Genomic DNA, 26,892 nt, shown 5'->3' with positions numbered 1-26,892 from the left:
CTCACATCGGGGATGCCGACCCGTCCAGCGCATCCAGGGCGGCCAGCGCGTCGGCGACCAGGTCCTCGGGCTCCTCCAGACCGATGGAGAAGCGCACCGCGGCCGGGCCGATTCCCGCGGCCCGCAGGGCCTCATCCGACATCTGCCGGTGCGTGGTGGAGCCGACATGGCCGACCAGGGTGTGCGTGCCGCCCAGGGACGCGGCGATGGTGGCCACCCGGAGGCGGTCGGCGAAGGCCATGCCGGTCCCGCGGTCGCCGTGCGGGGTGACCGTGACGACGGCGCCGCAGCGCGCCCCCTCCGGACCGGAGTCGAACAGCTCGCGCGCGAGCCGGTGCCCCTGGTGCCCGGGCAGGCCGGGGTGGTCGACCCTGGCGACGGCCGGGTGGCGCTGAACGGCCGCGGCGAACTCCGCGGCCGTCGCGCACTGGCGGGCCACCCGCAGCGGCAGCGTCTCGAGGCCGCGGTGCAGCAGGAACGCCTCGTCGGCCGCCAGGCAGGGCCCCAGATCGATCCGGGCCGAGCGGATGGCCGCGATGAGCTCGGGCCGCCCGACGGCCACGCCCCCGGTCGCGTCGCTGTGGCCGCCGAGGTACTTGGTGGCCGAGTGCAGGACGAGGTCGGCGCCGTGCTCCAGCGGGCGGCACACGGCCGGGGAGGCGAACGTCGAGTCCACCGCGAGCAGAGCACCGGCCTCGTGGGCGATGGCGGCCAGGCCCGGGAGGTCGGACACCGTCATCGTCGGGTTGGACAGGGTCTCGGTGAAGACGATCCGGGTCTGCGGGCGGATCGCCGCGCGGACCGCGTCGAGGTCGGTGATGTCGACGAAGTCGGTGCTCACCCCGAAGCGGCGGAACAGCCCGTCCAGGAGGGAGTAGGTGTTGCCGTAGATCGACCGGGCGGCGACCACGTGCGCCCCGGCCTCGGTCAGCGCCAGGAGGGCGGTGCTGACGGCGGCCATGCCGGAGGCGAACGCCTGGCCGCGCACCTCGCGGTCGAGGCCGGCGCCCTCCAGCGCGGCGACGGCGTGCGCGAAGGCCTCGGTGGTGGGGTTGTCGATCCGCGCGTAGGAGTAGCCCTCCTGGACGCCGTCGAGGACGTCGGCGTACTCCTGGGAGCTGCCGAAGGCATAGGTGGTGCTGCGGTGGACGGGACCCCGCACCGACCGCCCGACCGGCGCGGACGGCGCGGGCAGCCGCACGGCACGGGTGTTCTCACCCGGGTGGTTTGTCATGGTTCCTCCCCGAACATCGTATGAGAACCGTGCCGATTTCCGAACGACCGGGGTTCACTGCGCGGCCTTGGCGGATTCCGCACGCGACCCGGCCGGACGGCGCTACATCCCGTAGCGCTCGGGCTTGGCGCTGCGGGACATGAAGGCCAGCAGCGCCTGCGCCGGGGGCAGGTCGTGGTGCATCATCGCCACCACGGCCTCGGTGATCGGCATGTCCACCCCGTTGGCCCTGGCCAGTGCCAGGATCGACTCCGAGGACTTCACCCCTTCGGCCGTCTGCCGGGTCTCGGCGATGACCTCCTCCAGCGTCATGCCAGAGCCCAGCTTCTCGCCGAACGTGCGGTTGCGCGACAGCGGCGAGCTGCACGTCGCCACCAGATCGCCCATCCCGGCCAGTCCGGCGAGCGTGTGCTCGTCGGCCCCCAGGCTCACGGCGAGCCGGACCGTCTCGGCCAGTCCGCGCGTGATCAGCGAGGCCTTGGCGTTGTCGCCGAACCCCATCCCGACGGCCACGCCCACGGCCAGCGCGATGACGTTCTTCACCGCGCCGCCCAGTTCGGCGCCCACGACGTCGGTGTTGGTGTAGGGCCGGAAGTAGGCGGACTTGCAGATGTGCTGCAGCCGCACCGCCGTCGGTTCGTGTGCGCACGCCACCACCGCCGTCGCCGGCTGGCGCTCGGCGATCTCGCGCGCCAGATTCGGCCCGGAGACCACAGCGACCTGCTCGGCGGGCAGCTCCAGCGCCTCGGCGATGACCTCGCTCATCCGGCGGGACGTGCCCAGCTCGATGCCCTTCATCAGGCTCACGATGACCGCGTCGCGGGGAACGGCGGCCCGCCACGCCTCGAGGTTGGCGCGCAGCGTCTGCGACGGCACCGCGATCACCACGAACTCCGCGGAGTCCAGCGCCTTGTCCGCGTCGGTCGTGGCCGAGAGCGCGGGGTTCAACCCGACGTCGGGGAAGTAGTCGGGGTTCTCGTGCCGCCGGCCGATCGCGTCGACCACCTCGGCGCGCCTGCCCCACAGCACCACCTCGGCGACACCGGCGTCGGCCACCACGTTCGCGAACGCGGTCCCCCATGAGCCGCTGCCCAGCACCGCCACCTTGGTCATGTCATTCCTCTCTGCCGCCGGCGGGAGGTCCGGGGCCGGCCGCGGCCGGACGCGCCCCGTTCCCGCCCGGCTGTCGTCGGTCGGGATCCGTTCAGGTCCGGGGGGCGCCGTCGTCGCCGTTGTTCGCGCCCTCCGCGGCGGCCGACTTCTGCTGCCGCGCCTTCTTGGGGTCGAAGGGCTGAGCGGGCGGCTCCTCCCCGCGCAGCTCGGCCTGGAGGCCGGTGACGGAGCGCATGATGTCGGCGGTGGCCTCGCGCAGCGTGGTCGCGGTCAGCGGCCGGTCGCGGTACTTGCTCAGGTCCACCGGCGGCCCCGCCAGGATCTGGACCCGCTTGCGCGGGAAGACGCGCAGCCTGGCCGTGCCGTAGGGCAGGAGGTGCTGCTCCCCCCAGTGCGCCAGCGGGATGACCGGGACGCCGGTGGTCAGCGCGATCCGGGCGACCCCGGTCTTGGCGACCATCGGCCACAGCTCGGGATCGCGGGTGCAGGTGCCCTCGGGGTAGAAGATGACCGAGGCCCCGTCCTCGGCCAGCGCCTTCTCCGCCTCCTTCAGCGCCTTCACCGCGTCGCTGCTGCCCCGGTACACGGGGATCTGGCCGGTCGAGCGGGCCACGCCGCCGACGACGGGGATGCGGAAAACCCCCTCCTTCGCGGTGAACGTGGGCCAGCGGCGGCCGGCGACGTAGAGGTAGTGCGCGATCGTCAGCGGATCCGACATCGACAGGTGGTTGGCGGCGATGATCACGCCGCCCTCGCGCGGGATGTTCTCCTGGCCCCGCCACTCGCGCTTGGTGACGGCCGACATGATCGGGCGGACGACGGCGACGACGATCGCCTTCACCCATCGTGATTCCCGGCGTTTCACGGCGGACTCCTTCGTTCGGCCCCGGCAGCGCGGCCCCGCGTGCCGATGGCGTGCAGCATAACCGCGCGGGAATACCCGGCCGCGCGCAACCGCTCCAGTTTAGGCAGTCCCCGCGGTGCGGGACCGAGGCCGGTCGGTGGTCCGGAAGGTGCGGTGCGACGGAGCCGCCGGGACGTACTCTCTCTTCTACCGGCCGGTGGAGTCGAGTCGAGGGGTGTCAGTGACCACAGCCGAGGCGGACCCGCGGTGGTCGCTGGTGATCCCGGTGAAGCGGCTGACCGCGGCGAAGTCCCGGCTCGCCGAGTTCGCCGGGGTCCACCGGGAGGAACTCGCCCTGGCCGTCGCCGCCGACACCGTGATGGCCGCGGTGAGCTGCCCGGGCGCGGCCGAGGTGATCGTCGTCACCGATGACCCCCTCGCCGCCTCGGCACTGCGCGACCTGGGCGCGCACGTCGTCACCGACGAACCGGGCGCCGGCCTCAACCCCGCCCTGGTGCACGGCGCGGCCGAGGCGCTGACCCTGCGGCCCGGGACGGGCGTGTGCGCGCTGTCCGCGGACCTCCCGGCGCTGCGGCCCGGTGAGCTGAACCGGGTGCTGGCGGCCGCGCGGCCGCACGGGCAGGCGTTCCTCTCCGACACCCCGGGCATCGGCACCACCGCGTACGCAGCGGGCCCCGGTGCGGCGTTCACCCCGGCGTTCGAGGGGGCCTCGCGCCGCCGGCACCGCGCGGGTGGAGCGGCGGAGATCGGGCTCGACGACGTCCCCACGGTCCGGCGCGACGTCGACACCCCGGCCGACCTGCGCGAGGCCGCGGCCCTCGGGGTCGGCCCGCACACCGCCAAGGTGGTCGCCAAGCTGGGGCTGTGACCCGCGTGCGCGTGCGCCGCTGCCCGGACCCCCATGAGAGGACCCGGGCAGCGTGTGCGGTTGTGCGTGGTCGAAAGCGGTCGGGCGCTACTTCGTCTTCTCGCCGTTCACCAGGGCCTTGAAGTCCGAACCGGGCCGGAACTTCGGTACGAAGCTGGCCGGGACGTCGATCGCCGCCCCGGTGGCGGGGTTGCGAGCCGTGCGGGGCGCGCGCTCGGACTTCTCGAAGACACCGAATCCGGTGATGGCCACCTTGTCGCCCTTGGCAACGGTCTGCTGAATGGTCTCCAACACGGCGTTCACTGCCTCGGTGGCGGTTTTCTTGTCCCCCAACCGGTCGGAGATCGCGTCAATCAGGTCACGCTTGTTCATTGGTTCCTCCGGTTCCCCCTTGCTCGCTCGAAATTAGGGGACACCAGGGGCCCTACACAAATACAAACGCCTGGAAATTCAGCGTGTCGGAGGGGGATCGACCTGCGGAGGAAGCTCTGCGAGCATCTTGTCGAGCCGCTCCGACGCGCGCACGGGATCCCTTTTGACCCCTTCTGTAACCGTCAAAAGCCTACGAATTACCGGAATCCGGACACCTTCGGGGAGGGCGTTGGCACGGCGATGCGCGTCCCGCAACCGCCGTGCCAAATCAAGGTAAAATTCCGCGTCGGCGTTGGATTTCGCGCTCACGCTCCTCGCTTCCTCCGCCGCCGACGCGGTCCGGCCTCCGGCCATCGGCACCGCCGACTCCGCGCACTCGCTCGCGTTCGCGTCGGCGTTGGATTTCGCGCTCACGCTCCTCGCTTCCTCCGCCGCCGACGCGGTCCGGCCTCCGGCCATCGGCACCGCCGACTCCGCGCACTCGCTCGCGTTCGCGTCGGCGTTGGATTCCAGCTCGGTCTCCCCGCACATCTCCGCGTCCGGCCCTCCGTCCGCGCGGCCGCTCCCCGGCTCTACTGGGTCACCGGGAGCCACGGCTTGCGGCGCGTTTCGTAGTCGGAAATGGCGTCGGTGTGGCGCAGCGTCAGGTCGATGTCGTCCAACCCCTCCATCAGCCGCCAGCGGGTGTAGTCGTCCAGTTCGAACGGCTCGGCGACGCCGGGGGCCCGCACCTCGCGCGCCTCGAGGTCGACCGTGACCTCCGTCGCGGGGTCGGCCTCGACCGCCTCCCAGAGCCGCTCGATGACCTCCGGCGGCAGCACGACCGTCAGCAGGCCGCCCTTGAGCGAGTTGCCGCGGAAGATGTCGGCGAAGCGCGGCGCCAGCACGGCCTTGAAGCCGTAATTCTGCAGGGCCCACACCGCGTGCTCGCGCGAGGAGCCGGTGCCGAAGTCGGTACCGGCGATCAGCACGCTGCCGTCCTTGAACTCCGGCTTGTTCAGCACGAACTCGGGGTCGTTGGCCCGCCACGCGGCGAACAGCCCGTCCTCGAAACCGGTGCGGCTGACCCGCTTGAGGTAGACGGCGGGGATGATCTGGTCGGTGTCCACGTTGCTGTAGCGCAGCGGCACGGCGCGGCCGGTGTGGACGGTGAACTTCTCCATGTCGGCTATTCCCTAGATACGTCGGCTGGCTTCTCGGCTACAGGTCCGCGGGTGAGGACAGGGTGCCCCGGACGGCCGTCGCGGCGGCGACCAGCGGCGACACCAGGTGGGTCCGGCCGCCCTTGCCCTGCCGGCCCTCGAAGTTGCGGTTGGAGGTCGAGGCGCTGCGCTCACCCGGCTCGAGCTGGTCGGGGTTCATGCCCAGGCACATCGAGCAGCCGGCCTCGCGCCACTCGGCACCGGCGGCCTTGAAGAGCTCGTCCAGCCCTTCGGCCGCGGCCTGCTCCTTGACCCGCATGGAGCCGGGCACCACCAGCATGCGGACGCCGTCGGCGACCCTCCTGCCCCTGATGATCTCGGCGGCGGCGCGCAGGTCCTCCATGCGGCCGTTGGTGCAGGAACCCAGGAACACGGTGTCGACCCTGACCTCGCGCAGCGGCGTGCCGGGGCGGAGGTCCATGTAGGCCAGCGCCTTCTCGGCCGCGGCGCGGGCACCGGGGTCGGCGAAGTCGGCCGGGTCGGGCACGGCGGTGTCCAGCGGCGCGCCCTGGCCGGGGTTGGTGCCCCAGGTGACGAACGGGCTGATCTCGTCGGCCTCGAGCACGACCTCGGTGTCGAAGACGGCGCCGTCGTCGGTGCGCAGGCTCCTCCAGTGCTCCACGGCGGCGTCCCATTCGGCGCCGGCGGGAGCGTGCGGGCGCCCCTTGATGTAGTCGAACGTGGTCTCGTCCGGGGCGATCATCCCGGCCCTGGCGCCCGCCTCGATCGACATGTTGCAGATCGTCATCCGGGCCTCCATCGACAGCGACCGGACGGCCTCGCCGCGGTACTCGATGACGTAGCCCTGACCGCCGCCGGTGCCGATCTTGGCGATGACGGCAAGGATGATGTCCTTGGAGGTCACCCCCTCCTTCAGGGTCCCGTTGACGGTGACCGCCATGGTCTTGAACGGCGACATGGGCAGCGTCTGCGTGGCCAGGACGTGCTCGACCTGGCTGGTGCCGATGCCGAACGCCAGGGCGCCGAACGCGCCGTGGGTGCTGGTGTGGCTGTCGCCGCAGACGACGGTCATGCCGGGCTGGGTGAGGCCCAGTTGCGGGCCGACCACGTGCACGATGCCCTGCTCGATGTCGCCCATCGGGTGCAGGCGGACACCGAAGTCCGAGGCGTTCTTGCGCAGCGTGTCGATCTGGGTGCGCGACACCGGGTCGGCGATCGGCAGCAGGATGTTCTCGGTGGGGACGTTGTGGTCCTCGGTCGCGATCGTGAGGTCGGGGCGGCGCACGCTCCGGTCGGCGAGCCGCAGTCCCTCGAACGCCTGGGGACTGGTCACCTCGTGCACGAGGTGCAGGTCGATGTAGAGCAGGTCGGGCTCTCCCTCGGCACGTCGGACGACGTGCTCCTCCCAGACCTTCTCGGCCATCGTGCGAGCCATGTGCGACGCCTCCTCGCGTCTCGACGGTTTCCTCGGAGCTTCTCGCCACCGCGCTCCGCCGCTGGTGGCGGTGCGCGAACGTTCCTCCGGCGCGAGTCGCGCCCGTGCGTGCGGGCGAACTTGCTTTCCAAATAGCGAGACGGCAATATCAAGCCATGGACAACTCTAGCCCATCCAGCGGCGTAGGTGTGCTGGACAAGACAATGTCCGTGCTCGACGCGCTGGAATCCGGGCCCGCTTCACTGGCTCAGCTCGTACAGATCACCGGCCTGGCACGGCCCACGGCGCACCGATTGGCGGTCGCGCTCGAACGGCACCGCATGGTCACCCGGGACAGCCAGGGACGCTTCGTCCTCGGTCCCCGGCTCGGAGAGCTGTCCATCGCCACCGGAGAGGACCGGCTGCTGGCGGCCGCCAACCCCGTCCTCATCCAACTGCGCGACCTGACCGGCGAGAGCGCCCAGCTCTACCGCCGCCAGGGCGACGCGCGGGTGTGCGTGGCCGCGGCCGAGCGCACCAGCGGACTGCGCGACACCGTTCCCGTGGGCAGCGAACTGCCGATGAACGCCGGCTCGGCCGCGCAGGTCCTCGTGGCCTGGGAGGACTCCGACCGCATCCGCAAGGCCCTGCGTGGCGCCCACTTCACCGCCGCCACGCTGGCCCAGGTCCGGCGGCGGCGCTGGTCGCAGAGCGTCGGCGAACGCGAGCAGGGCGTCGCCTCGGTCTCGGCCCCGATCTCCGGACCGGGCGGACGCGTGATCGCCGCGGTCTCGGTGTCCGGGCCGATCGAACGCCTGACCCGCTCCCCCGGCCGCCTGCACGCCCAGGCCGTGACCTCGGCGGCGGAGAAGATCAGCGAGGCCCTGCACAACCACGAGCCGAACGGGCGATAGCCCCCCGTCAGGGAGTGCCGCTCGCGCCCGGCCTCACCCCTCCAGGGGGATGCTCAGGATGCGGTCGTCACCCTCCCCGGGCGAGCCGCGGCCGTCGCGGTTGCTGGTGCTCACCCAGATCTCCTCGCCGTCCGGCGTGGCGGCGACGGCGCGCAGCCGGCCGTACTCCCCGACGTAGAGCTGCTCCGGCTCCAGCACCGGATCGTCGTCGCCGCTCAGCGGCACCCGCCACAGGCGCTCGCCGCGCAGCGCGGCCACCCACAGGGACCCGCCCGCGACGGCCGCCCCGCTGGGCGAGGCCTCCTCCGGGGTCCAGGTGACCACGGGGTCGATGTACTCCTCCCGGTCGCCGACCCCCTCGACCTCGGGCCAGCCGTAGTTGCCGCCCGGCTCGATCACGTTGACCTCGTCATAGGTGTTCTGGCCGAACTCGACGCCGAACATCATGCCGTCCTCGTCCCAGGCCAGACCCTGGACGTTGCGGTGGCCGTAGCTGAGGACCAGGTTTCCGAACGGGTTGCCCTCCGCGGGCTCGCCCTCCGGCGTCATCCGCAGGATCTTGCCGGCGAGCGAATCGGTGTCCTGCGCCAGGGAGCCGTCGCCGGCGTCGCCGGTGCCGGCGTAGAGCATCCCGTCGGGGCCGAACCTGATCCGGCCGCCGTTGTGGAACTGCGCGACCGGGATGCCGTCGACCAGGACCTCCTGCTCACCAAGGCCGTCCTCGGCGTCGTAGGTCATGCGGGCGATCCGGTTGCCGGAGTCGGAGGTGTAGTAGACGTAGACGTGGGAGTCCTCGGCGAACTCCGGCGACACCGCCAGCCCCAGCAGCCCGCCCTCACTGCCCGGCGAGACGCCCTCGACCTCTCCGGCCTCGCTGGTCGTGCCGTCGGGCCGCACCCGCAGCACGCGGGCAGAGTCGCGCTCGGTCACCAGCGCCGAGCCGTCGGGCAGGAAGCCGATCGCCCAGGGGACCTCCAGGCCGGTGGCGACGTCGGCGGGTTCGCCGGGCGGGACCATGCGCGCGGTCTCCTCCCCCGTCCCGTTCCGCGATGCGGGCCCGCCGGTCCCCTCCGGCGCTCCCGAACACGCCGCCGTGAGCACCACGATCACCCCGGCGGCGGCGATCCCTGCACGGCGTCCCATGTGCGCTCCCGATGTCGGCGACCCTGAACCACCCCATCCCCACCGGGAGACGCTCCGACACCCGTCAGGGGTTTCGCCCAGTGAAGACAAGCGTTCCCGAGCAGGTCCCGCCTTTCTCAGCGAACGCCACTTCGCGGCCTGACTGATGTTCGACGGTCGGGTTCGCACAGGGGGTCGGCTGTCGCAGTGCGCGCAGCGCCGGCGGCACAGCAGGTCCGAGCCCTGGAAATCCCAGCCCGACCCGCGAACCAGCGGTCAAGGCTCGATGAGTGTGCTCCAATGGCACGGCGCCGAGGCGGTCACATCGCGGCTCCGCGCCGCAGCCGGTCGGCCGCCGAACGGGTGTGCCGGGTGACCGGGCGGACGCCGAGGGCGGCGCCGTCGTCATCCGCTCACCGTGGATCTCCGCCATGTCAGGCATCCGCCGTGTCCGCCCCGAGGGGCCGGTAGATGGGCACGCCCGCGGCGGTCAGCTCGTCGCGGAGCGCGAAGTAGGCCTCGCCGAACGGATCCTCGCCGAGCAGGCCCATCAGGCCGCGGCGGATCGCCACGTCGCGCGGAGCGAGCTCGGCGGCCCGCCGGCGGTGGTGGGCCGCGCGGTCGGCGTCGCCGCGCTCGGCCAGCGCCACGGCGAGCCGGGCGTGGGCGCGGGCCCGCTGCTCCCGGTCCGTGGGGACGCGCAGGCCCCGGCGCTCGTCGCCGATCCCGGTGTCCCCTCGGGTCACCCAGCGGCGCAGCGCGGCCAGGGAGGCGTCGGCGCTGAGCCCGTTCAAGGATTGGAACAGGTCGGTGGCCACCTGGGTGTCCTGCGGGCGGGCGACGCGCCCGTCCTCGTCGATCCAGACCGCCGTGGGCACGTTGACGACGTCGTAGCGGGCGGCGACCACGCCGTCGAGGTCCACCAGCGCCGGATGGGCGGGGGCGGCCTCCTCGATCCACGGCCGGGCGTCGTCGAGGGCGTGGTCGAGCGCGACGCTGACCACCGTGAACCCGTGCCCGGCGAGCTCGCGGTGCCGGGCCTCCCAGGCCGGGAGGTCGTAGCGGCAGCCGCACCACGACGCCCAAATGACCAGCGCGACCTTGCGGCCCCGGAAGTCGGACAGGCGGTACGGGACCCCGTCGAGGCCGGTGAGGGTGAAATCAGGGGCCTCGCCGGTCCCCGATCCGGGGGGCGGTGTCGGCACGGTCGCGACCAGCCCGGCACCGATGTCGACGGCGACCGCGTCACCCAGCATCTCCGCGAACGCGACCACGTCGATCCGGCCGTCCTCCTCCAACTGCGCCGCCCTGGCGGAGGGGACGCAGGCGTCGCCCCGGCACCAGCCGTGCGCCCGGCGGCGCCAGCCCAGGACGGGCGCCTCCACCGCGGCCATCAGGCGTCCGGACGCGTCCGGCTCGGCCTCCAGGCTCTCCCCCACTCCCTCGGTGAGGACCTCGAATCTCATGCCCGCCTCCGTCGAAGCGCTCTCGCCCCATATTGGATAGTTCCACTCTCTAGTTTTGGAGAGTATAACTATCCAATACGGATGGGAAGGGGAGCCGGGTGAAAATCTCGGAGCTGAGCCGGCGCAGCGGCGTATCCGTCGCGACGATCAAGTACTACCTGCGGGAGGGGCTGCTCCCGAAGGGCGAGGCCACGGCGGCCACCCAGGCCGGCTACTCCGAGGCGCACGTCCGCAGGCTCAGGCTCATCCGGGCGCTGGCCGAAGCCGCCGACCTCCCCCTCGCGCGCGTCAAGGGCGTCCTCGACGCCGTGGACGATCCGGAGATCGGCCTGCACCGGCTCCTGGGCACTGCGCTGTACGAGCTCGGTCCGCGGATCACCCCGCCCGCCGACGACCCCGAGTGGCGGCGGGCCGAGGAGGCCACCGACCGGCTCCTGGACGAGCTCGGCTGGAAGGTGACCTCCCGGGCCCCCGCCCGCCTCCACCTGGCCCGGACCGTCGCCACGATGGCGCGGCTGGGCCGGCCCGTCGGCCCCGAGCTGCTGCGCTCCTACGCCGAGACCGCGCACAGCACGGCCCGCCGCGACCTGGAGCAGATCGACCCCGACCGGCCCAGGGAGGACAACGTGGAGCACGCGATCGCGATGACCCTGCTGCTGGAGCAGGCGTTCGTCGCGATGCGCCGCCTCGCCCAGGAGGACCTCTCGGCCCGCCGGTTCACGGCCGATCCGCCGGAGGAGTGCTGACCGGCCTAATGACCGGCCTAACGCAGGGGCGGCACCTCGGCGCGCCGGGCGATGCCGATCCGGTTGTAGGCGTTGATCGTCGCCGTCGCCACGATCAGCGCCGCGAGCTCCCGCTCGGTGTGGTGCTCGGCAGCGGCGTCGTAGACCTCATCGGGCACGCCGTGCTCTCCGAGCCGCGTCACGGCGTCCACCAGCCCGAACGCCGCGCGCTCGGCCTCGGTGAACAGTCCGGGCGCCTCGTGCCAGGCCGCCAGCGCGAACAGCCGCCGGCTCTCCTCGCCCCGCCGCAGCGCGTCGCGGGCGTGCATGTCGATGCAGAACGCGCAGCCGTTGATGTAGGACGCGCGCAGCTTCACCAGTTCCATGAGCGCGCCGCCGAGGACGTCCTTGGTGAGCGCGTCGATCGCCACCAGGTGCTTGTAGACGTCGGGCAGGTGCTCGGCCACGTCGGCCCTGCGCCGCGTCCGGGTGTTCGCGGACATGCGTCCGCTCCTTTCTCATCGCCGTCCCGCAAGGGGCTTCGCGATGAGGACCCGCCGCGGCCCGCGTTTCGTGACGGGATCACGGTGTGCGCTGCGTCACCTTGCGGTCCGGCCGGAGACGACGAAAGCCCCCACGCGGTGCGTGGGGGCTTCCCGCTGGTACTCCCGAGCGGATTCGAACCGCCGTTACCGCCTTGAGAGGGCGGCGTCCTAGGCCACTAGACGACGGGAGCCTGCCTGATCCTGCGGCACCAAGGCTACCGGACCGCGCCGGGTGCCCCGTCCCGCTTCGGACCGGAGCCGACGCCCCGATCCCAGAAAAAAGCCCCCACCGAAGTGGGAGCGTCTCCCTGTTGGTACCCCCGAGCGGATTCGAACCGCCGTTACCGCCTTGAGAGGGCGGCGTCCTAGGCCACTAGACGACGGGGGCCTTGGACCGCGTACTGCGGACGAGCTGAGACCAGCTCCGCGGCGAAGTCAGGGACTCCACCCGCTGGGGTACCAGGACTCGAACCTAGACTAACTGAACCAGAATCAGTCGTGCTGCCGATTACACCATACCCCAGTGCTCTATCGGGGGCGCTTCCGTTCGGCCGCGCTCCCCTCGGCGCAGGCATTACTTTAGCGGACATCCGGAGTGCTCGCGAACTCAATACCGGGGCGGCCGGCCGTGAAGCGGGCCACCCCGTCGCGGTCACTCCCCCGCGCCTCCGGCGGCCTCGGCGGCCTCCAGCCGGGCCAGCGCGGCGCGCAGGCGCTCCTGGACGCGCTCACGGCCGAGCAGCTCCAGCGACTCGAACAGCGGCAGGCCCACTGTGCGGCCGGTGACGGCCACGCGCACCGGCGCCTGCGCCTTGCCCAGCTTCAGGCCCAGCCGCGCACCGGTCTCCTCGAGGGCGGTCTTGAGCTCGGCCGCCTCCCAGGCGAGGTCCCGGTCGTCGAACCGGTCCAGGGCCGCGGTGAGCATCTCCTTGCCGACGCCCGGCTTCATCGCCTTGTTCCAGCTCCGCTCGTCCTCGACCGGCCGGTCCAGGAAGAGGAAGTCCACGTTCGGGACGATCTCACCGAGCAGCGCGACCCGGCTCTGCGCGAGCGGCGCGATGGTGGCGAAGGCCTTGGTGTCGAAGTTCTCCGCCGGCCAGGGGGCCTCCTCGGGCCGCAGCCACGGCAGGCAGCGCTCGACGAACTCCGGCTCCGGGAGCATCCGGATGTACTCGCCGTTGAACGCGCGCAGCTTCTTCTCGTCGAAGAACGCGCTGGAGCTGTTGACGTCGGAGATATCGAACAGCGGCTCCATCTCCTCCCACGGCATGATCTCGCGGTCCCCGCCGGGCGCCCAGCCGAGCAGCATCAGGTAGTTGACCATCGCCTCGGGGAGGTAGCCCTCGTCCTGGTAGGACTCCAGGGCGACCTTGTCGCGGCGCTTGGACAGCTTCTGCCGCTTCTCGTTCACGATGACCGGCAGGTGCGCCCACACCGGCGGCGTGTGCCCCAGCGCCTCCCACAGCAACTGCTGCTTGGGGGTGTTGGACAGGTGCTCCTCGCCGCGGACCACCTGGGTGATGCGCATCTCCACGTCGTCGACCACGTTGGCCAGCACGAACAGCGGGGAGCCGTCGGCGCGAGCGATCACGAAGTCCTCGATGGCGCTGTGCTCGAACTCCACCCGGCCGCGGATCCGGTCGTCGACGACGGTGGGACCGCCCTCGGGCACCCGGAACCGCAGCGCCCGGCCAGGGCCGGGCTCCAGGCCGCGGTCGCGGCAGAAGCCGTCGTAGCCCAGGTGCGGGTTGTCCCGGCGCTCCTGCACCTGCTCGCGGGTGCAGTCGCAGTAGTAGGCGCGGCCGTCCTTGAACATCTGCTCGGCCGCCTCGCGGTGCTTGCCGGCGTAGGTCGACTGGAAGTAGGGCCCCTCGAAGTGCGGGTCGCCCTCCTTGATGCCGAGCCAGCCCAGCGCCCGGATGATGCCCTCGGTCCACTCCGGCTTGTTGCGCGCGGCGTCGGTGTCCTCGATGCGCAGCACGAACCTGCCGTCGGGCCGCTGCCGGGCCAGCGCCCAGTTGAACAGCGCCGAGCGCGCGCCGCCGACGTGGAACATGCCGGTGGGGGAGGGCGCGAAGCGCACCCGGACGGAATTGCTGTCAGTCACTCGAATCGTCCTCTTAGTCCCGGGTGACGACCCGGTTGGTCAGGTCGCCGATCTTCTCGATGGAGACGGTCATCTGCTGGCCGACCTCGACCGGGCCGACACCCGCCGGGGTGCCGGTGAGGATGACGTCTCCGGGCAGCAGGGTCATGAACGAGGTGATGTAGGAGATCATCGTCGGAATGTCGTGGATGAACTGCGACGTGCGGCCGTCCTGGCGGACCTCGCCGTCCACGGTGGTGGTCACCCGCAGGTCCCCGGCCTCCTCCAGGCTCAGCCCGGTCTCGATCCACGGGCCGATCGGGCAGAAGGAGTCGAAGCCCTTCCCCCGCGTCCACTGCTTGTCCTTCTTCTGCAGGTCCCTGGCCGTCACGTCGTTGCCGGCGGTGTAGCCGAAGACGACGTCCTTCGCGCGCTCCACGGGCACCTCGCGGCACACCCGGCCGATGACGACGGCCAGCTCGCCCTCGTAGTCCACGCGTTCGGAGAGCGCCGGATAGAAGACCGGGTCGTTCGGACCGGCCACGGAGGTGGAGGGCTTGAGGAAGACCACCGGCTCCTCGGTGGACTCGCCGGTGACGTCCTTCATCTCGGCGACGTGGTCGGCGTAGTTCTTGCCGATGCACACGACCTTGCTGGGCAGCACCGGGGAGAGCAGCCGCACGTCCTCCAGCCTGGCCCGCTCACCGGCGAGCTGGATCTGCCCCAGCAGCGGATGCCCGCTGATCCGGGAAACGAACTGCTCGCCGGTGTCGTCGGTGTCGATCAGGCCGAAGCCGACGTCTTCCCCGGACGAAAATCTCGCGATGCGCAAAGAGCTGCCCTGCCTTTGGAGATCCGCTTTTCTACGTCAGTTGTCAAGGCTATCCAGCGCGACCCTCTCACCTGGCCACGCGGGCATGGGCGACACTGAGTTCCATGAGTATCGTGAAATTCAACGTGTTGACCGTCCCCGAGGACGCCGGCACGACGCTGGAGGAGCGGTTCGCCAAGCGCGCGGGCCTGGTGGAGAACGCCGAGGGCTTCGAGGAGTTCCAGTTGCTCCGCCCGGTCGAGGGCACCGACAAGTACCTGGTCTACACCCGCTGGCGCTCCGAAGCGGACTTCCAGAACTGGCTGCAGAGCCGGGCGTTCCAGCAGGGCCACGCCGAGGCCGCCAGGGACAGCGCCCAGGCCGGGCACGGCCACGGGCACGGGCAGGGCGGCCCGGCCGCGACCGGCAGCGAGATCTGGGGCTTCGAGGTCATCCAGCACGTCAAGGCCGGGGAGTAGCCGAAACCGGCACGGAGCCCGACATCGCGGGCGGGGCGTCCGACCCCGCCCGCTCCCCGCCCGCGGAAACCGGCCACGACGCTCCGCCGATCTGCGATCCTGGGAGGACCCACCCCGCCGCAGAAAGGTCCCCGTCCGCCCATGCCCGAATCGGAGACCCCGCGAGGCCACAGGCCGGCGCACCGCCGACGTCGGCGCAGGCTCCCGCTGGTGATCCTGCTCGGTCTCGTGCTGGTCGGCGCGGGCACCGGCGCACTGGCCACGGGCGTGCTCTCACCGGAGAGCCAGGTCCAGGCGGTGCCGCCCACACCCGAAGGGTCCCCGGAGCTGCAGCGCGCGCCGACCCCCACCGCGGCCCCGCCCTCCCCGTCCGAGACGCCGCCGCTGCTGCGCTCGGTCGAGGAGGAGGTCGCCACGGGCAGCGGCGACCTGGAGGTGGTGCCGGGCGAGAGCGAGGTCGCGGGGGACGGTCCCCTGAAGCGCTACCTGGTCGAGGTCGAGGGGGACCTGCCGGGCGACCCGCAGGACTTCGCCGCGGCCGTCGAGGAGATCCTCGGCGACCCGCGCAGTTGGGGCGGTGACGGCGAGATGTCGACGCGGCGCGTCGACGAGGGCCCCGTGGACTTCCGCGTCGCGCTCACCGCACCCGGCACGGTCGACTTCATGTGCGCCCCGCTGCAGACGAACGGCTACGTCTCCTGCACCCAGGGCGGCCGCGCGGTCATCAACCAGAACCGCTGGGTCTCCGGCGTCGACCACTTCGACGGCGACCTGGAGACCTACCGGATCTACGTGATCAACCACGAGGTGGGGCACGCGCTGGGCCACGGCCACGTCGGCTGCCCCGGCACCGGCGAGCCGGCCCCCGTCATGCAGCAGCAGACGTTCGGCCTGCAGGGCTGCGAGAAGAACGGCTGGGTGCATCCCTAGTGTGCCGGGTCGTCGATTCGATGTTTGTTCCACGGAGGTAGAGCGCTCATCGGGCTTTGACCGCCGCGTTCGCGGGGCGGGGCAGGTTTCCGGGATCCGGATCCGCTGTGCCGCCGGCGCTACGCACACTGCGACAGCCGACCCCCTGTGCGGACCCGATCGCCAGACACCGGCCATGCCGTCAGGACCACAGCGGCGATGGCCCGACGGCCCCGTGGCCGGCGGCCCCGCCGGATCGCCCCTGCCCCCGGTCGAGGTCAGCGTCGAGGGCGGCGCGGTCACGCTGGTCTAGGCGCCCCATCCCGGGAGGAGGGCGGGGCCGCCGGCGCCCCTCGCGTCGGCGGCCCCGCTGTCTTCACTGCTCGTACCCCTGGCGCAGCAGGCCGTAGGTGACCGCCTGCTCCAGCGCGATCCAGGAGGCGTCGATGACGTTCTCGCCGACGCCGACCGTGGTCCACCCGCCGTGGCCGTCGGTGGAGCCGACCAGGACACGGGTGACGGCGTCGGTTCCGGAGGTGCCTTCGAGGATGCGCACCTTGTAGTCGGAGAGCTCCACATCGGCCAGGGCGGTGTAGACGCCCTCCATCGCCGAGCGCAGCGCGCGGTCCAGCGCGTTGACGGGGCCGTTGCCCTCGCCCGTGGCGATCACCCGCTCGCCCTTGACGTGCAGCTTGACGGTGGCCTCGCTCATCGTGGTGCCGTCGGCGCGCCGCTCGACCAGCGTCCGCCACGACTCCACCTCGAAGTAGCGCACGGGCCGCCCCAGCTCCTCGCGCAGCAGCAGCTCCAGCGACGCGTCGGCGGCCTCGAAGCTGTAGCCGGCGAGCTCCATGGACTTGACCCGGTCCACGACCCTGCCGAGGAGTTCGCGGTCGCCGCCCAGGTCGAAACCCAGCTCCTTGGCCTTGAGCTCGATGGAGGCCCGCCCGGCCATGTCCGAGACCAGCATCCGCATGTCGTTGCCGACCAGGGCCGGGTCGGTGTGCTGGTAGAGGTCCGGGTCGACCTTGATCGCCGACGCGTGCAGCCCGGCCTTGTGCGCGAAGGCCGAGGTGCCGACATAGGGCTGGTGGGTGGCCGGGGCGATGTTGACGATTTCGGCGATGGCCTGGGAGACGCGGGTCATCTCCCGCAGCCGCCCCTCGGGCAGCACCTCGCGTCCGTGCTTGAGCACCAGCGCCGGAACGACGGAGAACAGGTTGGCGTTGCCGACGCGCTCGCCGTAGCCGTTGGCGGTGCACTGCACGTGGGTGGCGCCGGCCTCGACGGCGGCCAGCGTGTTGGCGACGGCGCAGCCGGTGTCGTCCTGGGCGTGGATACCGAGGCGGGCGCCGGTGCGCTCGCCGACCTCGGTGACGACGCGGGCGATGTCGGCGGGCAGCATGCCGCCGTTGGTGTCGCACAGGACGACCGCCGCGGCGCCGGCCTCGGCGGCGGTGCGCACGACGCTCAGCGCGTAGTCGGGGTTGTGCCGGTAGCCGTCGAAGAAGTGCTCGCAGTCCAGGAACACCCGCCGGCCGCTGTCGCGCAGGTGGGACACGGTGTCGGCGATCATCTCCAGGTTCTCCTGGAGCGTGGTTCGCAGGGCCAGTTCGACGTGCCGGTCGTCACTCTTGGCGACAAGGGTGACGACCGGCGCACCGGATTCGCGCAGGGCGGCCACCTGAGGGTCGTCGGCGGCCCGCACACCGGCCCGGCGGGTCGCGCCGAACGCGGTGAGCTGCGCGTGTTCCAGCGTCAGCTCTGTTTGAGCCCGCTGGAAGAATTCCGTGTCCTTGGGGTTGGCTCCTGGCCAACCGCCCTCGATGAAGCCCACGCCGAACTCGTCGAGCAGCTTCGCGATCGCCAGCTTGTCGGCGACGGTGAGGTTGACGCCCTCGCGCTGAGCGCCATCGCGCAGGGTCGTGTCGAAAACGTGGAAACTGTCGTCCAGCATGCGTGGAACTCCCGGGAGTGGTTTTTCCTGCTCGTCATCTGGTTCGGCCAACAAAAAAGACCCCTCGTGGACACGAGAGGTCGGCGCGCCGGCAAGGTCCGATCGTCAGCCGGCACGCCTCACGATAATGATCATCTGAGACGGCACGAAACCAAGTGTGCCACACACTCCGCGAAAAGCATGAGCTCACACGCCATTTGTCTCACTTAGTGGGACCACGGGTTCTCATCCCGGACGGCCGGGCGCGGTCGCCGACGCTTGGCCGTCCGGGATGTCGGCGGCCCCGCCGCCGTGCGGGAGCGGTTCGCCGCCGCTCCCGCACGGGCCGCTAGCCCAACCTGCGGACCCAGCCGTGGCTGTCGGAGCGGTGGCCGTACTGGAGGCCGACGAGCTCGTCGCGCAGCAGCATCGTCACCGGGCCCGGCGTGCCGTCGCCGATCTGGAACTCGCCCTGGGAGCCCTTGACGTGGGCGACCGGAGTGATGACGGCGGCGGTGCCGCAGGCGAACACCTCGGTGAGCTCGCCACTGGCCGCGGCCTCGCGCCACTGCTCGGTGGAGATGCGGCCCTCTTCGGCGGGGATGCCCAGCTCGGGTGCGAGCTTGAGCAGCGAGTCGCGGGTGATGCCCGGCAGCAGGGTGCCGGTGAGGCCAGGCGTGAGGATGCGCGCGTTCTCACCGGAGCCGAAGACGAAGCACAGGTTCATGCCGCCCATCTCCTCGACCCAGCGGTGCTCCACCGCGTCGAGCCAGACGACCTGGTCGCACCCCTTCTCGACCGCCTGCGCCTGGGCCAGGAAGCTCGCGGCGTAGTTGCCGGCGAACTTGGCCTCACCGGTGCCGCCCGGCGCGGCGCGGGTGTAGTCCTCGCTCAGCCAGACCGTCACCGGCTTGACGCCGCCGGAGAAGTAGGAGCCGGAGGGCGAGGCGATGAGGATGAACAGGTAGTTGCGCGAAGGGTGGTTGACGCCGAGGCCGACGTCGGTGGCGAACATGAAGGGACGGAGGTAGAGGCTGTTGTCGGCCTTGGTCGGCACCCAGTCGCCGTCGTGTTCGAGCAGCGTCTCGATGGCGCCGGTGAACAGCTCCTCCGGCAGCTCCGGCATTGCCATGCGGCGGGCGCTGCGGTTGAGCCGCGCGGCGTTGGCCTCGGGGCGGAAGCAGGCGATCGAGCCGTCGGGGTGCCGGTAGGCCTTCAACCCCTCGAAGATCTCCTGGGCGTAGTGCAGGGCGGCCGTGGCCGGGTCGAGCGGGATGGGGCCGTAGGGCTCCAGCCGTGCGTCGTACCAGCCCTTGTCCTCGCTGTAGCGGATGGTGACCATGTGGTCGGTGAACACGTTGCCGAACCCGGGGCTCTCCAGCAGTGCCGCTCGCTCCTGCGGGGTCTTCCGCTGGGCCGAGGGCTGGATGTCGAACGTCAACCCGCTTGTGGTGGTGCTGCTGTTCATTGGCAAGTAGGTCCTCTCGGGTACATCGGGTCGGCAGCACTGCCGACCCGAGATCTAGTGTGACGGAAACGACGTGCCCTGGGCCATAGCGGGGTTTCTCCCCGGACATGACGACGGGCGCGCCGTGGGGCGCGCCCGTCGCAGCATGGGGATGTCCGTGTGCCTCGGCGCGCCGCTGAACCGGCAGGGCCGAGGCGTGCCTCAGCCCTGCGTGGCTACTCGCGCGGCGATGTCGTCGCCGATCTGGGCGGTGGAGCGCACGGTGGCGTCCTTCGCCCGGGCCTGCAGGTCCTCGCCGACCGCCTGCTCGACCTGGCGGGCGGCGTCGGCGTAGCCGAGGTGGTCCAGCATGATGGCCGCGGACAGGACGGTCGCGGTGGGGTCGGCCTTGCTCTGGCCGGCGATGTCGGGGGCCGAGCCGTGCACCGGCTCGAACATGCTGGGGAACTCGGGCTCGGGGTTGATGTTGCCGCTGGCGGCCAGGCCGATGCCGCCGGCGATGGCCGCGCCGAGGTCGGTGATGATGTCGCCGAAGAGGTTGTCGGTGACGACGACGTCGAAGCGCCGCGGCTGGGTCACGAAGAACATGGAGGCGGCGTCGACGTGCAGGTAGTCGACGGAGACGTCCGAGTACTCCGCGCCGACCTCGCGCACGACGCGCTGCCACAGCTCGCCGGCGAAGGTCAGCACGTTGTCCTTGTGGACCAGGGTGAGCTTCTTGCGCGGGCGCGCGGCGGCCTTGCCGAAGGCGTAGCGGACGACGCGCTCGACGCCGAAGCGGGTGTTGACGCTGTCCTGTGTGGCGATCTCGCCGGGGGTGCCCTTGCGCAGCACGCCGCCCATGCCGGCGTAGGGGCCCTCGGTGCCCTCGCGCACGACCAGCATGTCGACGTCCTCGGGGGCCGCGTCGGCCAGCGGGGTGCTCACGCCGGGGTAGAGCCGCACGGGACGCAGGTTGACGTAGTGCGAGAGGTTGAAGCGCAGGCGCAGCAGCAGGCCGCGCTCCAGCACACCGCTGGGCACCGAGGGATCGCCCACGGCGCCGAGGAAGATGGCCTCGTGCCCGCGCAGCTCCTCCTCCACCGAGTCGGGGAGCGTCTCGCCGGTGGCGTGCCACCGCTTGGCGCCGAGTTCGTACTCGGTGGCGTCGAGGGCGAGATCGTGCCGGGGGGCGACGGCCGAGAGGACCTTGAGTCCTTCGGCGACGACCTCGGGGCCGATGCCGTCACCGGGGATGACGGCCAACTTCACGGTGCGAGCAGCCATAAGAGCCTTGCCTCTACTCGGGCGGTGTCTGGGTCTGGCCAATGCCGGCGCCGGCGGCGGGCGCGGGCGCCGGGAGCTCCCTCTCACATGGTGAGACGAGCGGAAACATGGTGAGACAAGACTACCCAGCTCGGAGCCTGACGGAGTCAGTGACCCGTGGAACCACCGTTGTCGCGGCGGTCCAGCGCGGCCTGCAGGGCGCGGGTGGCTTCGTCGTCGTCGTCGGACGTGGTGGGCGACGGCGCGGTGTCGTACATGGCGATCCTCCTCGAAACGAGGCGAGTGGGTTCGGACGGAACCGATGGAGTGAACGTCCGTGCCGACACGCCGACGGGGTCCTCCCGATCACGGGGCGTGAACACACACGGAGGAAGAGGGCCGCGCGGGTTCCGGTGGGATCGCCTGACCGGGACGTTCGCCGCTCTCTCCAGATCGATGCGGGGGCGGCGCGGTGCGCGGGTCTCAGCGTCATCACTGAGAGCCCATCTCCTAGGAAGACAGAATATCGGACGGCAAAGTAAATCGCCAGCCGTCCTCCCCGGTGAAACGCGCAGGGGTCCCCGCGGTGCCGCGGGGACCCCTGCGCTCGGCGATGCGAGCCGGAGGTCAGTCGAGGTCCACCCGGCGGGTGGTCCCGGCGCCGATCTCGGTGGAGATGGCGGCCAGGGTCTCCTCGGGGATGGCGGAGTCGACGGTCAGGGTGATGAGCGCCCTGCCGCCCTCCTGGTCCCGGCTGACCTGCATGCCGGCGATGTTGACGGCGGCCTCGCCGAGCAGCGCGCCGACCGTGCCGACGATGCCCGGCCGGTCGTCGTAGGAGAAGAACGCCATGTGCTCGCTGAGCGAGATCTCCATGCTGTAGCCGTTGAGCTCGACGAGCTTCTCGGCCTGGCGCGGGCCGGTGAGCGTGCCGGACACCGACACCCGCTGGCCGTCGGCCATGGTGCCGTGCACCCGGATGACGTTGCGCCAGTCGGGGCTGTCCTCGCTGGTCACCAGGTTCACCTCGACGCCGCGCTCCTTGGCCAGCAGCGGCGCGTTGACGTAGGTGACGGCCTCCTCGACGACGTCGCCGAAGACGCCCTTGAGGGCGGCGAGCTCCACGACCTTGACGTCGTGCGCGGCGATCTCACCGCGGATCTCCACGTCGATGCGGCTGGCGACGCCCGCGGCGAGCGCGGTGAAGATGCGGCCCAGCTTCTCGGCCAGCGGCAGGCCCGGCTTGACGTCCTCGGCCACGGCGCCGCCCTGCACGTTCACCGCGTCGGGTACGAACTCACCCGACAGCGCGAGCTTCACCGAACGGGCGACCTGCGTGCCGGCCTTCTCCTGCGCCTCGTGGGTGCTCGCGCCCAGGTGCGGGGCGACCACGACGTTCTCGAATTCGAACAGCGGGCTGTCGGTGCACGGCTCCTTGCTGAAGACGTCGATGCCGGCGCCGCCGACCCGGCCCTCCTTGAGGGCCTGGTAGAGGGCGTCCTCGTCGACGATCCCGCCGCGGGCGGCGTTGATGACGCGCACGTCGGGCTTGACCTTGCGCAGCGCCTCCTCGCCGATCAGCCCCAGGGTGTCCTTGTTCTTGGGCAGGTGCACCGTGATGAAGTCGCTGCGCTCCAGCAGCTCGTCCAGGGTGACGACCTCGACGCCGATCTGCGCGGCGCGCGCGGGCTGTACGAACGGGTCGTAGGCGATCAGCTTGGTGCCGAAGGCCGACAGCCGCTGGGCGACGAGCACGCCGATCCGGCCCAGGCCGACGACGCCGACCGTCTTGTCGTAGAGCTCCACACCGGTGTACTTGGAGCGCTTCCACTCCCCGTTGATCAGCGCGTTGTGCGCCGGAGCGGTGTTGCGGGCCGAGGCGAGCAACAGGTTGATGGCCTGCTCGGCGGCGCTGACGATGTTGGAGGTGGGCGCGTTCACGACGAGCACGCCGACCTTGGTGGCGGCCTCGACGTCAACGTTGTCCAGCCCCACGCCCGCGCGCGCGACCACCTTGAGCTTGGGGGCGGCGGCCAGCGCCTCGGCGTCCACCTTGGTCGCGCTGCGCACGATCAGGGCGTCGACGTCGGCGAGCGCCGGGAGAAGCTGTGAGCGGTCGGCGCCGTCGGTGGAGCGGACGTCGAAGTCCTCCTCCAACAGTGCGATTCCAGCGGGCGAGAGTTCTTCCGCGACCAGGACGACTGGCTTGGGCACAGCGAGATCCTTATGGGGAGTGCGTGTGGTCGCTGCGGCGCGCCGCAGCGTCTTGACGTACGCGGCACCGGCTCCGGGCGGCGCCGCGGCCGGGGAAGAGTCTAGTGCCGGACCCCCCGGCGATTCCGCGAAGCCCCAGCTTAATCGAGCCGATGTCCCGGCGATTGGTATGGACCGGTCGGCGGGGGCCGAACGCGCCGAGCCCCGGGACGACGGGTCCCGGGGCTCGGCGCGCGACGGCTCGACTAGCCCTTGAGCCAGCTCATCAGCGGACGCAGTTCGGCGCCCACCTTCTCGATCTGCTCGTTCTGCTCGGAGTCGCGGCGCTTGAGGAAGTTCGGGCGGCCGGCGTCGAACTCCTCGACGAGCTCGCGCGCGTAGCTGCCGTCCTGGATCTCGCCCAGGATCCTGCGCATCTCCTCGCGGGTGGCCTCGGTGATGACGCGCGGGCCGCGGGTGTAGCCGCCGTACTCGGCGTTGTCGGAGACCGACCAGTTCATCTTGGAGATGCCGCCCTCGTACATGAGGTCGACGATGAGCTTCACCTCGTGCAGGCACTCGAAGTAGGCGACCTCGGGCTGGTAGCCGGCCTCGGTGAGGGTGGCGAACCCGGCCTTGATCAGCTCCGACAGGCCACCGCAGAGGACGGCCTGCTCGCCGAACAGGTCGGTCTCGGTCTCCTCGGTGAAGGTGGTCTTCAGCGCGCCGGCGCGGGTGCCGCCGATGCCCTTGGCGTAGGAGAGCGCGAGGTCCCAGGCGCCGCCCGAGGCGTCCTTCTCCACGGCCACGAGCACCGGGACGCCCCGGCCGGCCTCGAACTGGCGGCGGACCAGGTGGCCCGGGCCCTTCGGGGCGACCATGGCGACGTCGACGCCGGCCGGCGGCTGGATGAGGTCGTAGCGGATGCTGAAGCCGTGGCCGAAGAACAGCGCGTCGCCCTCGTTGAGGTGCGGGGCGATCTCGTCGGCGTAGAGGTCACGGTGGATGTGGTCGGGGACCAGGATCATGATGAGGTCGGCCTCCTGGGCCGCCTCGGCCGGCGTGACGACCCGCAGGCCCTCCTCTTCGGCCTTCGCGCGGCTCTTGGAGCCCTCGGCGAGGCCGACCCGGACGTCGACGCCGGAATCCCGCAGCGACAGCGCGTGCGCGTGCCCCTGGCTGCCGTAACCGATGACGGCGACCTTGCGCCCCTGGATGATGCTCAGGTCGGCGGTGTCGTCGTAGTACATCTGTGCTGCCACTTCGGCTTGCTCCTTGACGAAGAGTTCTCCGGCGCCCGTGCGGCGGCCGCGGCCCGGCATCCGCCGCGCGGGCGCATGAGTGATCGGTTGGGTGGTCGGCGCCCGGTCAGGCGCTGCGTTCGACGGCGCGCAGCGAGCGATCGGCGATCGATCTGGGCCCGCGGCCGAGCGCGACCAGTCCGGACTTCACCAGCTCCTTGATACCGAACGGCTCGAGGTTGCGGATCAGCGCTTCGAGCTTCTCGGGTTTGCCGGTGGCCTCGATGACGACCACGTCCGGGCTGACGTCGACGACGTTGGCGCGGAACAGTTCGGCCGTCTCCAGCACGTGGCTGCGGCTGTTGGCGTCGGCTTTGACCTTGACCAGCAGCAGTTCCCTGCGCACGGAGGCGTCGGAGTCCATCTCGACGATCTTGATGACGTTCACCAGCTTGTTGAGCTGCTTGGTCACCTGCTCCAAGGGGTGGCGGTCGCAGTTGACCACGATCGTCATCCGGGACATGCCCTCGTACTCGGTGGGGCCCACCGTGAGGGAGTTGATGTTGAACCCACGACGGGAGAACAGCGCCGAGGCCCGGGCCAGCACGCCCGGCGTGTCCTCCACCAGGACGGACAGCGTGTGCAGACTCATCGAAACTGTTCCTTATTCCTCGTCGTCCCAGTTCGGCGCCATGTCGCGCGCGTACTGGATGTTGTCGTTGCTGACGCCGGCGGCGACCATCGGCCAGACCATCGCGTCGTGGTTGACGGTGAAGTCGATGACCACCGGTGCGTCGTCGATCGCCATGGCCTTCTCGATGGTGGCGTCGACGTCCTCGACCCGCTCGCAGCGGAGCCCGACACAACCGTACGCCTCCGCGAGCCGGACGAAGTCGGGGATGCGGACCTTCTCGGTGTCGGGTTTCGGGGAGGTCTGCAGGTCGGTGTTGGAGTAGCGGCCCTCGTAGAACAGGGTCTGCCACTGCCGGACCATGCCCAGGTTGCCGTTGTTGATGACGGCGACCTTGATCGGGATGCCCTCGACCGCGCAGGTCGCGAGCTCCTGGTTGGTCATCTGGAAGCAGCCGTCGCCGTCGATCGCCCACACCGCGCGGTCGGGGGCGCCGGCCTTGGCGCCGAGCGCGGCCGGGACGGAGAAGCCCATGGTGCCGAGGCCGCCGGAGTTCATCCAGGTTCCGGGCTTCTCGTAGTCGATGAACTGCGAGGCCCACATCTGGTGCTGGCCGACGCCGGCGACGTAGGCGGCGTCCGGGCCGACGAGCTCGCCGATCCGCTTGATGACGTGCTGCGGTGCGAGGCTGCCGTCGCCCGGCTCCTCGTAGCCGCGCGGGTAGACGGTGCGCAGCCGGTCCAACTGGGCCCACCAGGCGGCGTAGTCGCCCCGGCGGTCGGCGGCCTGGTCGTTGCGCACGGCCACGACCAGGTCGGCGATGACCTCGCGGCAGTCGCCGACGATCGGGACGTCGGCGTGCCGGTTCTTGGAGATCTCGGCCGGATCGATGTCGGCGTGCACGATCTTGGCGTCGGGGGCGAAGCTGTCCAGCTTGCCGGTGACCCGGTCGTCGAAGCGTGCGCCGAGCGCGACGATCAGGTCGGCGCGCTGCAGCGCGCCCACGGCGGCGACGGTGCCGTGCATGCCCGGCATGCCCAGGTGCTGGGGGTGGCTGTCAGGGAAGGCGCCCCGCGCCATCAGCGTGGTGACGACCGGCAGCCCGGTCAGCTCGGCCAGGACCCGCAGCTCCTGCGAGGCGCCGGCCCTGATCACGCCGCCGCCGACGTAGAGGACGGGGCGCTTGGCCTCGGCAATCATCCGCGCGGCCTCGCGGACCTGCTTGCCGTGCGGCTTGGTGACCGGGCGGTAGCCGGGCAGGTCGAGCCGCTGCGGCCAGGCGAACCGGGTGTCGGCCTGCAGCGCGTTCTTGGCGATGTCGACCAGGACCGGGCCCGGGCGGCCGGTGGAGGCGATGTGGAACGCCTCGGCGATCGTGCGCGGGATGTCGGCGGCGTCGCGGACCAGGAAGTTGTGCTTGGTGATCGGCATGGTGATGCCGCAGATGTCGGCCTCTTGGAAGGCGTCGGTGCCGATCGCGGGCGCCGCCACCTGGCCGGTGATCGCGACCATGGGCACGGAGTCCATGTGCGCGTCGGCGAGCGGCGTGACCAGGTTGGTGGCGCCGGGACCGCTGGTGGCTATGCAGACGCCGGGGCGGCCGGTCGCGTAGGCGTAGCCTTCCGCGGCGTGGCCGGCGCCCTGCTCGTGCCGCATGAGGATGTGGCGCACCTTGGCGGAGTCGTAGAGGGGGTCGTAGGCGGGGAGGATGGCCCCGCCGGGAATTCCGAACACCACGTCGACGCCGACATGCTCCAGCGACCTGATGAGCGATTGGGCTCCGGTCATCTGCTCGGTCATCACTAGATCCTTCGGAGGGCTCGAGGTTTCGCGTGTCTGGCAACAAAAAACCCCCCACCGGCCAGGAGGCGGTTGAGGGGAGCGCGCAACGTTAGCTTGGTCAGCCTGCTGCGCGCCGACCAAGTACGAGAATCAGGAAGTTGCTCTGCACGTTGTCAACAATGACCGAGGCGGCGGTACCGCGTCAAATGAAACGCCGTTTTGTCTCACGATCCGAGATACCTGGATCACCATGCGGTTGCATCGCAGGTGGCGGACATAAGGGGCAAAAGAGTTGCGGCCGCGCCCTGGG

At 71.1% G+C, this 26,892-nt stretch carries 24 protein-coding genes and 3 tRNA genes; 5 read left to right on the top strand and 22 right to left on the bottom strand.

Annotated features, from left to right (window positions below; translation table 11 throughout):
• Window position 1: 1 nt before the first annotated feature.
• From HDA32_RS04950 to HDA32_RS04940, 3 genes are all read right to left on the bottom strand, one after another.
• Window positions 2-1,234 carry a trans-sulfuration enzyme family protein gene (locus HDA32_RS04950; protein ID WP_179642061.1) on the bottom strand — a complete coding sequence of 411 codons (1,233 nt, stop codon included), beginning with the start codon at window positions 1,232-1,234 and terminating at the stop codon, window positions 2-4.
• 102 nt (window positions 1,235-1,336) lie between these two features.
• The gene (locus HDA32_RS04945; protein WP_179642060.1) at window positions 1,337-2,347 is read right to left on the bottom strand and encodes an NAD(P)H-dependent glycerol-3-phosphate dehydrogenase; all 1,011 of its coding nucleotides are present in this window, start codon (window positions 2,345-2,347) and stop codon (window positions 1,337-1,339) included.
• 91 nt (window positions 2,348-2,438) lie between these two features.
• Complete coding sequence (locus HDA32_RS04940; protein ID WP_376766936.1) at window positions 2,439-3,212, bottom strand: lysophospholipid acyltransferase family protein; 774 nt, start codon at window positions 3,210-3,212, stop codon at window positions 2,439-2,441.
• A gap of 220 nt (window positions 3,213-3,432) precedes the next feature.
• Between HDA32_RS04940 and cofC the strand changes: the two genes are divergently transcribed.
• Window positions 3,433-4,080 carry a 2-phospho-L-lactate guanylyltransferase gene (gene cofC / locus HDA32_RS04935; protein WP_376766935.1) on the top strand — a complete coding sequence of 216 codons (648 nt, stop codon included), beginning with the start codon at window positions 3,433-3,435 and terminating at the stop codon, window positions 4,078-4,080.
• Between the two features lie 87 nt (window positions 4,081-4,167).
• Here cofC and HDA32_RS04930 read toward each other — a convergent pair whose 3' ends face one another.
• The 4 genes from HDA32_RS04930 to leuC form a co-directional block, all read right to left on the bottom strand.
• The gene (locus tag HDA32_RS04930; protein ID WP_179642058.1) at window positions 4,168-4,452 is read right to left on the bottom strand and encodes an HU family DNA-binding protein; all 285 of its coding nucleotides are present in this window, start codon (window positions 4,450-4,452) and stop codon (window positions 4,168-4,170) included.
• Window positions 4,453-4,530: 78 nt separating this feature from the next.
• On the bottom strand, window positions 4,531-4,866 hold the full coding sequence (locus HDA32_RS04925) for an SCO5555 family protein (RefSeq protein ID WP_312863045.1): 336 nt from the start codon (window positions 4,864-4,866) through the stop codon (window positions 4,531-4,533).
• Window positions 4,867-5,024: 158 nt separating this feature from the next.
• Window positions 5,025-5,615 (bottom strand): 3-isopropylmalate dehydratase small subunit, encoded by a 591-nt coding sequence (gene leuD / locus HDA32_RS04920; RefSeq protein WP_179642057.1) that lies wholly within the window; start codon window positions 5,613-5,615, stop codon window positions 5,025-5,027.
• Window positions 5,616-5,652: 37 nt separating this feature from the next.
• A complete protein-coding gene (gene leuC, locus HDA32_RS04915; RefSeq protein ID WP_179642056.1) occupies window positions 5,653-7,050 on the bottom strand; it encodes a 3-isopropylmalate dehydratase large subunit in 1,398 nt (465 codons plus the stop codon).
• A gap of 203 nt (window positions 7,051-7,253) precedes the next feature.
• On the opposite strand from leuC, the gene HDA32_RS04910 reads away from it, so the two are divergent.
• Entirely contained in the window at window positions 7,254-7,943 is a 690-nt protein-coding gene (locus HDA32_RS04910) for an IclR family transcriptional regulator (protein WP_281370445.1), read from the top strand.
• Between the two features lie 33 nt (window positions 7,944-7,976).
• Here HDA32_RS04910 and HDA32_RS04905 read toward each other — a convergent pair whose 3' ends face one another.
• Both HDA32_RS04905 and HDA32_RS04900 read right to left on the bottom strand, forming a co-directional pair.
• On the bottom strand, window positions 7,977-9,086 hold the full coding sequence (locus HDA32_RS04905; protein WP_179642054.1) for a PQQ-dependent sugar dehydrogenase: 1,110 nt from the start codon (window positions 9,084-9,086) through the stop codon (window positions 7,977-7,979).
• Between the two features lie 413 nt (window positions 9,087-9,499).
• Entirely contained in the window at window positions 9,500-10,531 is a 1,032-nt protein-coding gene (locus HDA32_RS04900; RefSeq protein WP_246334241.1) for a TlpA disulfide reductase family protein, read from the bottom strand.
• A 98-nt stretch (window positions 10,532-10,629) separates the two neighbouring features.
• Between HDA32_RS04900 and HDA32_RS04895 the strand changes: the two genes are divergently transcribed.
• The gene (locus HDA32_RS04895) at window positions 10,630-11,277 is read left to right on the top strand and encodes a MerR family transcriptional regulator (protein WP_179642053.1); all 648 of its coding nucleotides are present in this window, start codon (window positions 10,630-10,632) and stop codon (window positions 11,275-11,277) included.
• A gap of 17 nt (window positions 11,278-11,294) precedes the next feature.
• Here HDA32_RS04895 and HDA32_RS04890 read toward each other — a convergent pair whose 3' ends face one another.
• The 6 genes from HDA32_RS04890 to HDA32_RS04865 form a co-directional block, all read right to left on the bottom strand.
• Window positions 11,295-11,759 carry a carboxymuconolactone decarboxylase family protein gene (locus HDA32_RS04890; RefSeq protein ID WP_179642052.1) on the bottom strand — a complete coding sequence of 155 codons (465 nt, stop codon included), beginning with the start codon at window positions 11,757-11,759 and terminating at the stop codon, window positions 11,295-11,297.
• Between the two features lie 157 nt (window positions 11,760-11,916).
• Window positions 11,917-11,992 (bottom strand) — tRNA-Glu (locus HDA32_RS04885).
• A gap of 121 nt (window positions 11,993-12,113) precedes the next feature.
• Window positions 12,114-12,189 (bottom strand) — tRNA-Glu (locus tag HDA32_RS04880).
• 63 nt (window positions 12,190-12,252) lie between these two features.
• Window positions 12,253-12,324, bottom strand: a tRNA-Gln gene (locus HDA32_RS04875).
• 129 nt (window positions 12,325-12,453) lie between these two features.
• Window positions 12,454-13,884 (bottom strand): glutamate--tRNA ligase, encoded by a 1,431-nt coding sequence (gene gltX, locus HDA32_RS04870; protein WP_179646476.1) that lies wholly within the window; start codon window positions 13,882-13,884, stop codon window positions 12,454-12,456.
• A gap of 37 nt (window positions 13,885-13,921) precedes the next feature.
• Complete coding sequence (locus tag HDA32_RS04865; protein WP_179642051.1) at window positions 13,922-14,719, bottom strand: fumarylacetoacetate hydrolase family protein; 798 nt, start codon at window positions 14,717-14,719, stop codon at window positions 13,922-13,924.
• A 104-nt stretch (window positions 14,720-14,823) separates the two neighbouring features.
• On the opposite strand from HDA32_RS04865, the gene HDA32_RS04860 reads away from it, so the two are divergent.
• Together HDA32_RS04860 and HDA32_RS04855 are read left to right on the top strand one after the other, a co-directional pair.
• The gene (locus HDA32_RS04860; protein ID WP_179642050.1) at window positions 14,824-15,177 is read left to right on the top strand and encodes an antibiotic biosynthesis monooxygenase family protein; all 354 of its coding nucleotides are present in this window, start codon (window positions 14,824-14,826) and stop codon (window positions 15,175-15,177) included.
• 207 nt (window positions 15,178-15,384) lie between these two features.
• Entirely contained in the window at window positions 15,385-16,107 is a 723-nt protein-coding gene (locus HDA32_RS04855) for a DUF3152 domain-containing protein (RefSeq protein ID WP_246334677.1), read from the top strand.
• Between the two features lie 355 nt (window positions 16,108-16,462).
• Here the strand turns inward: HDA32_RS04855 and cimA are convergent, their stop codons facing one another.
• The 7 genes from cimA to HDA32_RS04820 form a co-directional block, all read right to left on the bottom strand.
• Entirely contained in the window at window positions 16,463-18,043 is a 1,581-nt protein-coding gene (gene cimA / locus HDA32_RS04850) for a citramalate synthase (protein ID WP_179642048.1), read from the bottom strand.
• Window positions 18,044-18,371: 328 nt separating this feature from the next.
• The gene (locus tag HDA32_RS04845; protein ID WP_179642047.1) at window positions 18,372-19,490 is read right to left on the bottom strand and encodes a branched-chain amino acid aminotransferase; all 1,119 of its coding nucleotides are present in this window, start codon (window positions 19,488-19,490) and stop codon (window positions 18,372-18,374) included.
• A 201-nt stretch (window positions 19,491-19,691) separates the two neighbouring features.
• On the bottom strand, window positions 19,692-20,756 hold the full coding sequence (locus HDA32_RS04840) for a 3-isopropylmalate dehydrogenase (RefSeq protein WP_179642046.1): 1,065 nt from the start codon (window positions 20,754-20,756) through the stop codon (window positions 19,692-19,694).
• A 606-nt stretch (window positions 20,757-21,362) separates the two neighbouring features.
• Entirely contained in the window at window positions 21,363-22,949 is a 1,587-nt protein-coding gene (serA, locus tag HDA32_RS04835) for a phosphoglycerate dehydrogenase (protein ID WP_179642045.1), read from the bottom strand.
• Between the two features lie 245 nt (window positions 22,950-23,194).
• Complete coding sequence (gene ilvC / locus HDA32_RS04830; RefSeq protein ID WP_179642044.1) at window positions 23,195-24,190, bottom strand: ketol-acid reductoisomerase; 996 nt, start codon at window positions 24,188-24,190, stop codon at window positions 23,195-23,197.
• A gap of 106 nt (window positions 24,191-24,296) precedes the next feature.
• Window positions 24,297-24,821, bottom strand: coding sequence for an acetolactate synthase small subunit (gene ilvN, locus HDA32_RS04825; RefSeq protein WP_179642043.1), 525 nt, complete (start codon window positions 24,819-24,821; stop codon window positions 24,297-24,299).
• Window positions 24,822-24,833: 12 nt separating this feature from the next.
• Entirely contained in the window at window positions 24,834-26,723 is a 1,890-nt protein-coding gene (locus HDA32_RS04820; protein WP_281370369.1) for an acetolactate synthase large subunit, read from the bottom strand.
• Between the last annotated feature and the right edge of the window lie 169 nt (window positions 26,724-26,892).

The organism is Spinactinospora alkalitolerans, from assembly GCF_013408795.1.
GTDB classification, from domain to species: domain Bacteria; phylum Actinomycetota; class Actinomycetes; order Streptosporangiales; family Streptosporangiaceae; genus Spinactinospora; species Spinactinospora alkalitolerans.
This window is presented reverse-complemented; position numbering and strand designations above follow the sequence as displayed.

What these genes read in the sequence shown, in the direction of transcription:
- HDA32_RS04950 (WP_179642061.1), bottom strand. Translation starts at nt 1,234, where the DNA reads ATGACAAACCACCCGGGTGAGAACACCCGTGCCGTGCGGCTGCCCGCG.
- HDA32_RS04945 (WP_179642060.1), bottom strand. Translation starts at nt 2,347, where the DNA reads ATGACCAAGGTGGCGGTGCTGGGCAGCGGCTCATGGGGGACCGCGTTC.
- HDA32_RS04930 (WP_179642058.1), bottom strand. Translation starts at nt 4,452, where the DNA reads ATGAACAAGCGTGACCTGATTGACGCGATCTCCGACCGGTTGGGGGAC.
- leuD (WP_179642057.1), bottom strand. Translation starts at nt 5,615, where the DNA reads ATGGAGAAGTTCACCGTCCACACCGGCCGCGCCGTGCCGCTGCGCTAC.
- leuC (WP_179642056.1), bottom strand. Translation starts at nt 7,050, where the DNA reads ATGGCTCGCACGATGGCCGAGAAGGTCTGGGAGGAGCACGTCGTCCGA.
- HDA32_RS04910 (WP_281370445.1), top strand. Translation starts at nt 7,254, where the DNA reads ATGTCCGTGCTCGACGCGCTGGAATCCGGGCCCGCTTCACTGGCTCAG.
- HDA32_RS04905 (WP_179642054.1), bottom strand. Translation starts at nt 9,086, where the DNA reads ATGGGACGCCGTGCAGGGATCGCCGCCGCCGGGGTGATCGTGGTGCTC.
- HDA32_RS04900 (WP_246334241.1), bottom strand. Translation starts at nt 10,531, where the DNA reads ATGAGATTCGAGGTCCTCACCGAGGGAGTGGGGGAGAGCCTGGAGGCC.
- HDA32_RS04890 (WP_179642052.1), bottom strand. Translation starts at nt 11,759, where the DNA reads ATGTCCGCGAACACCCGGACGCGGCGCAGGGCCGACGTGGCCGAGCAC.
- HDA32_RS04860 (WP_179642050.1), top strand. Translation starts at nt 14,824, where the DNA reads ATGAGTATCGTGAAATTCAACGTGTTGACCGTCCCCGAGGACGCCGGC.
- cimA (WP_179642048.1), bottom strand. Translation starts at nt 18,043, where the DNA reads ATGCTGGACGACAGTTTCCACGTTTTCGACACGACCCTGCGCGATGGC.
- HDA32_RS04845 (WP_179642047.1), bottom strand. Translation starts at nt 19,490, where the DNA reads ATGAACAGCAGCACCACCACAAGCGGGTTGACGTTCGACATCCAGCCC.
- HDA32_RS04840 (WP_179642046.1), bottom strand. Translation starts at nt 20,756, where the DNA reads ATGGCTGCTCGCACCGTGAAGTTGGCCGTCATCCCCGGTGACGGCATC.
- ilvN (WP_179642043.1), bottom strand. Translation starts at nt 24,821, where the DNA reads ATGAGTCTGCACACGCTGTCCGTCCTGGTGGAGGACACGCCGGGCGTG.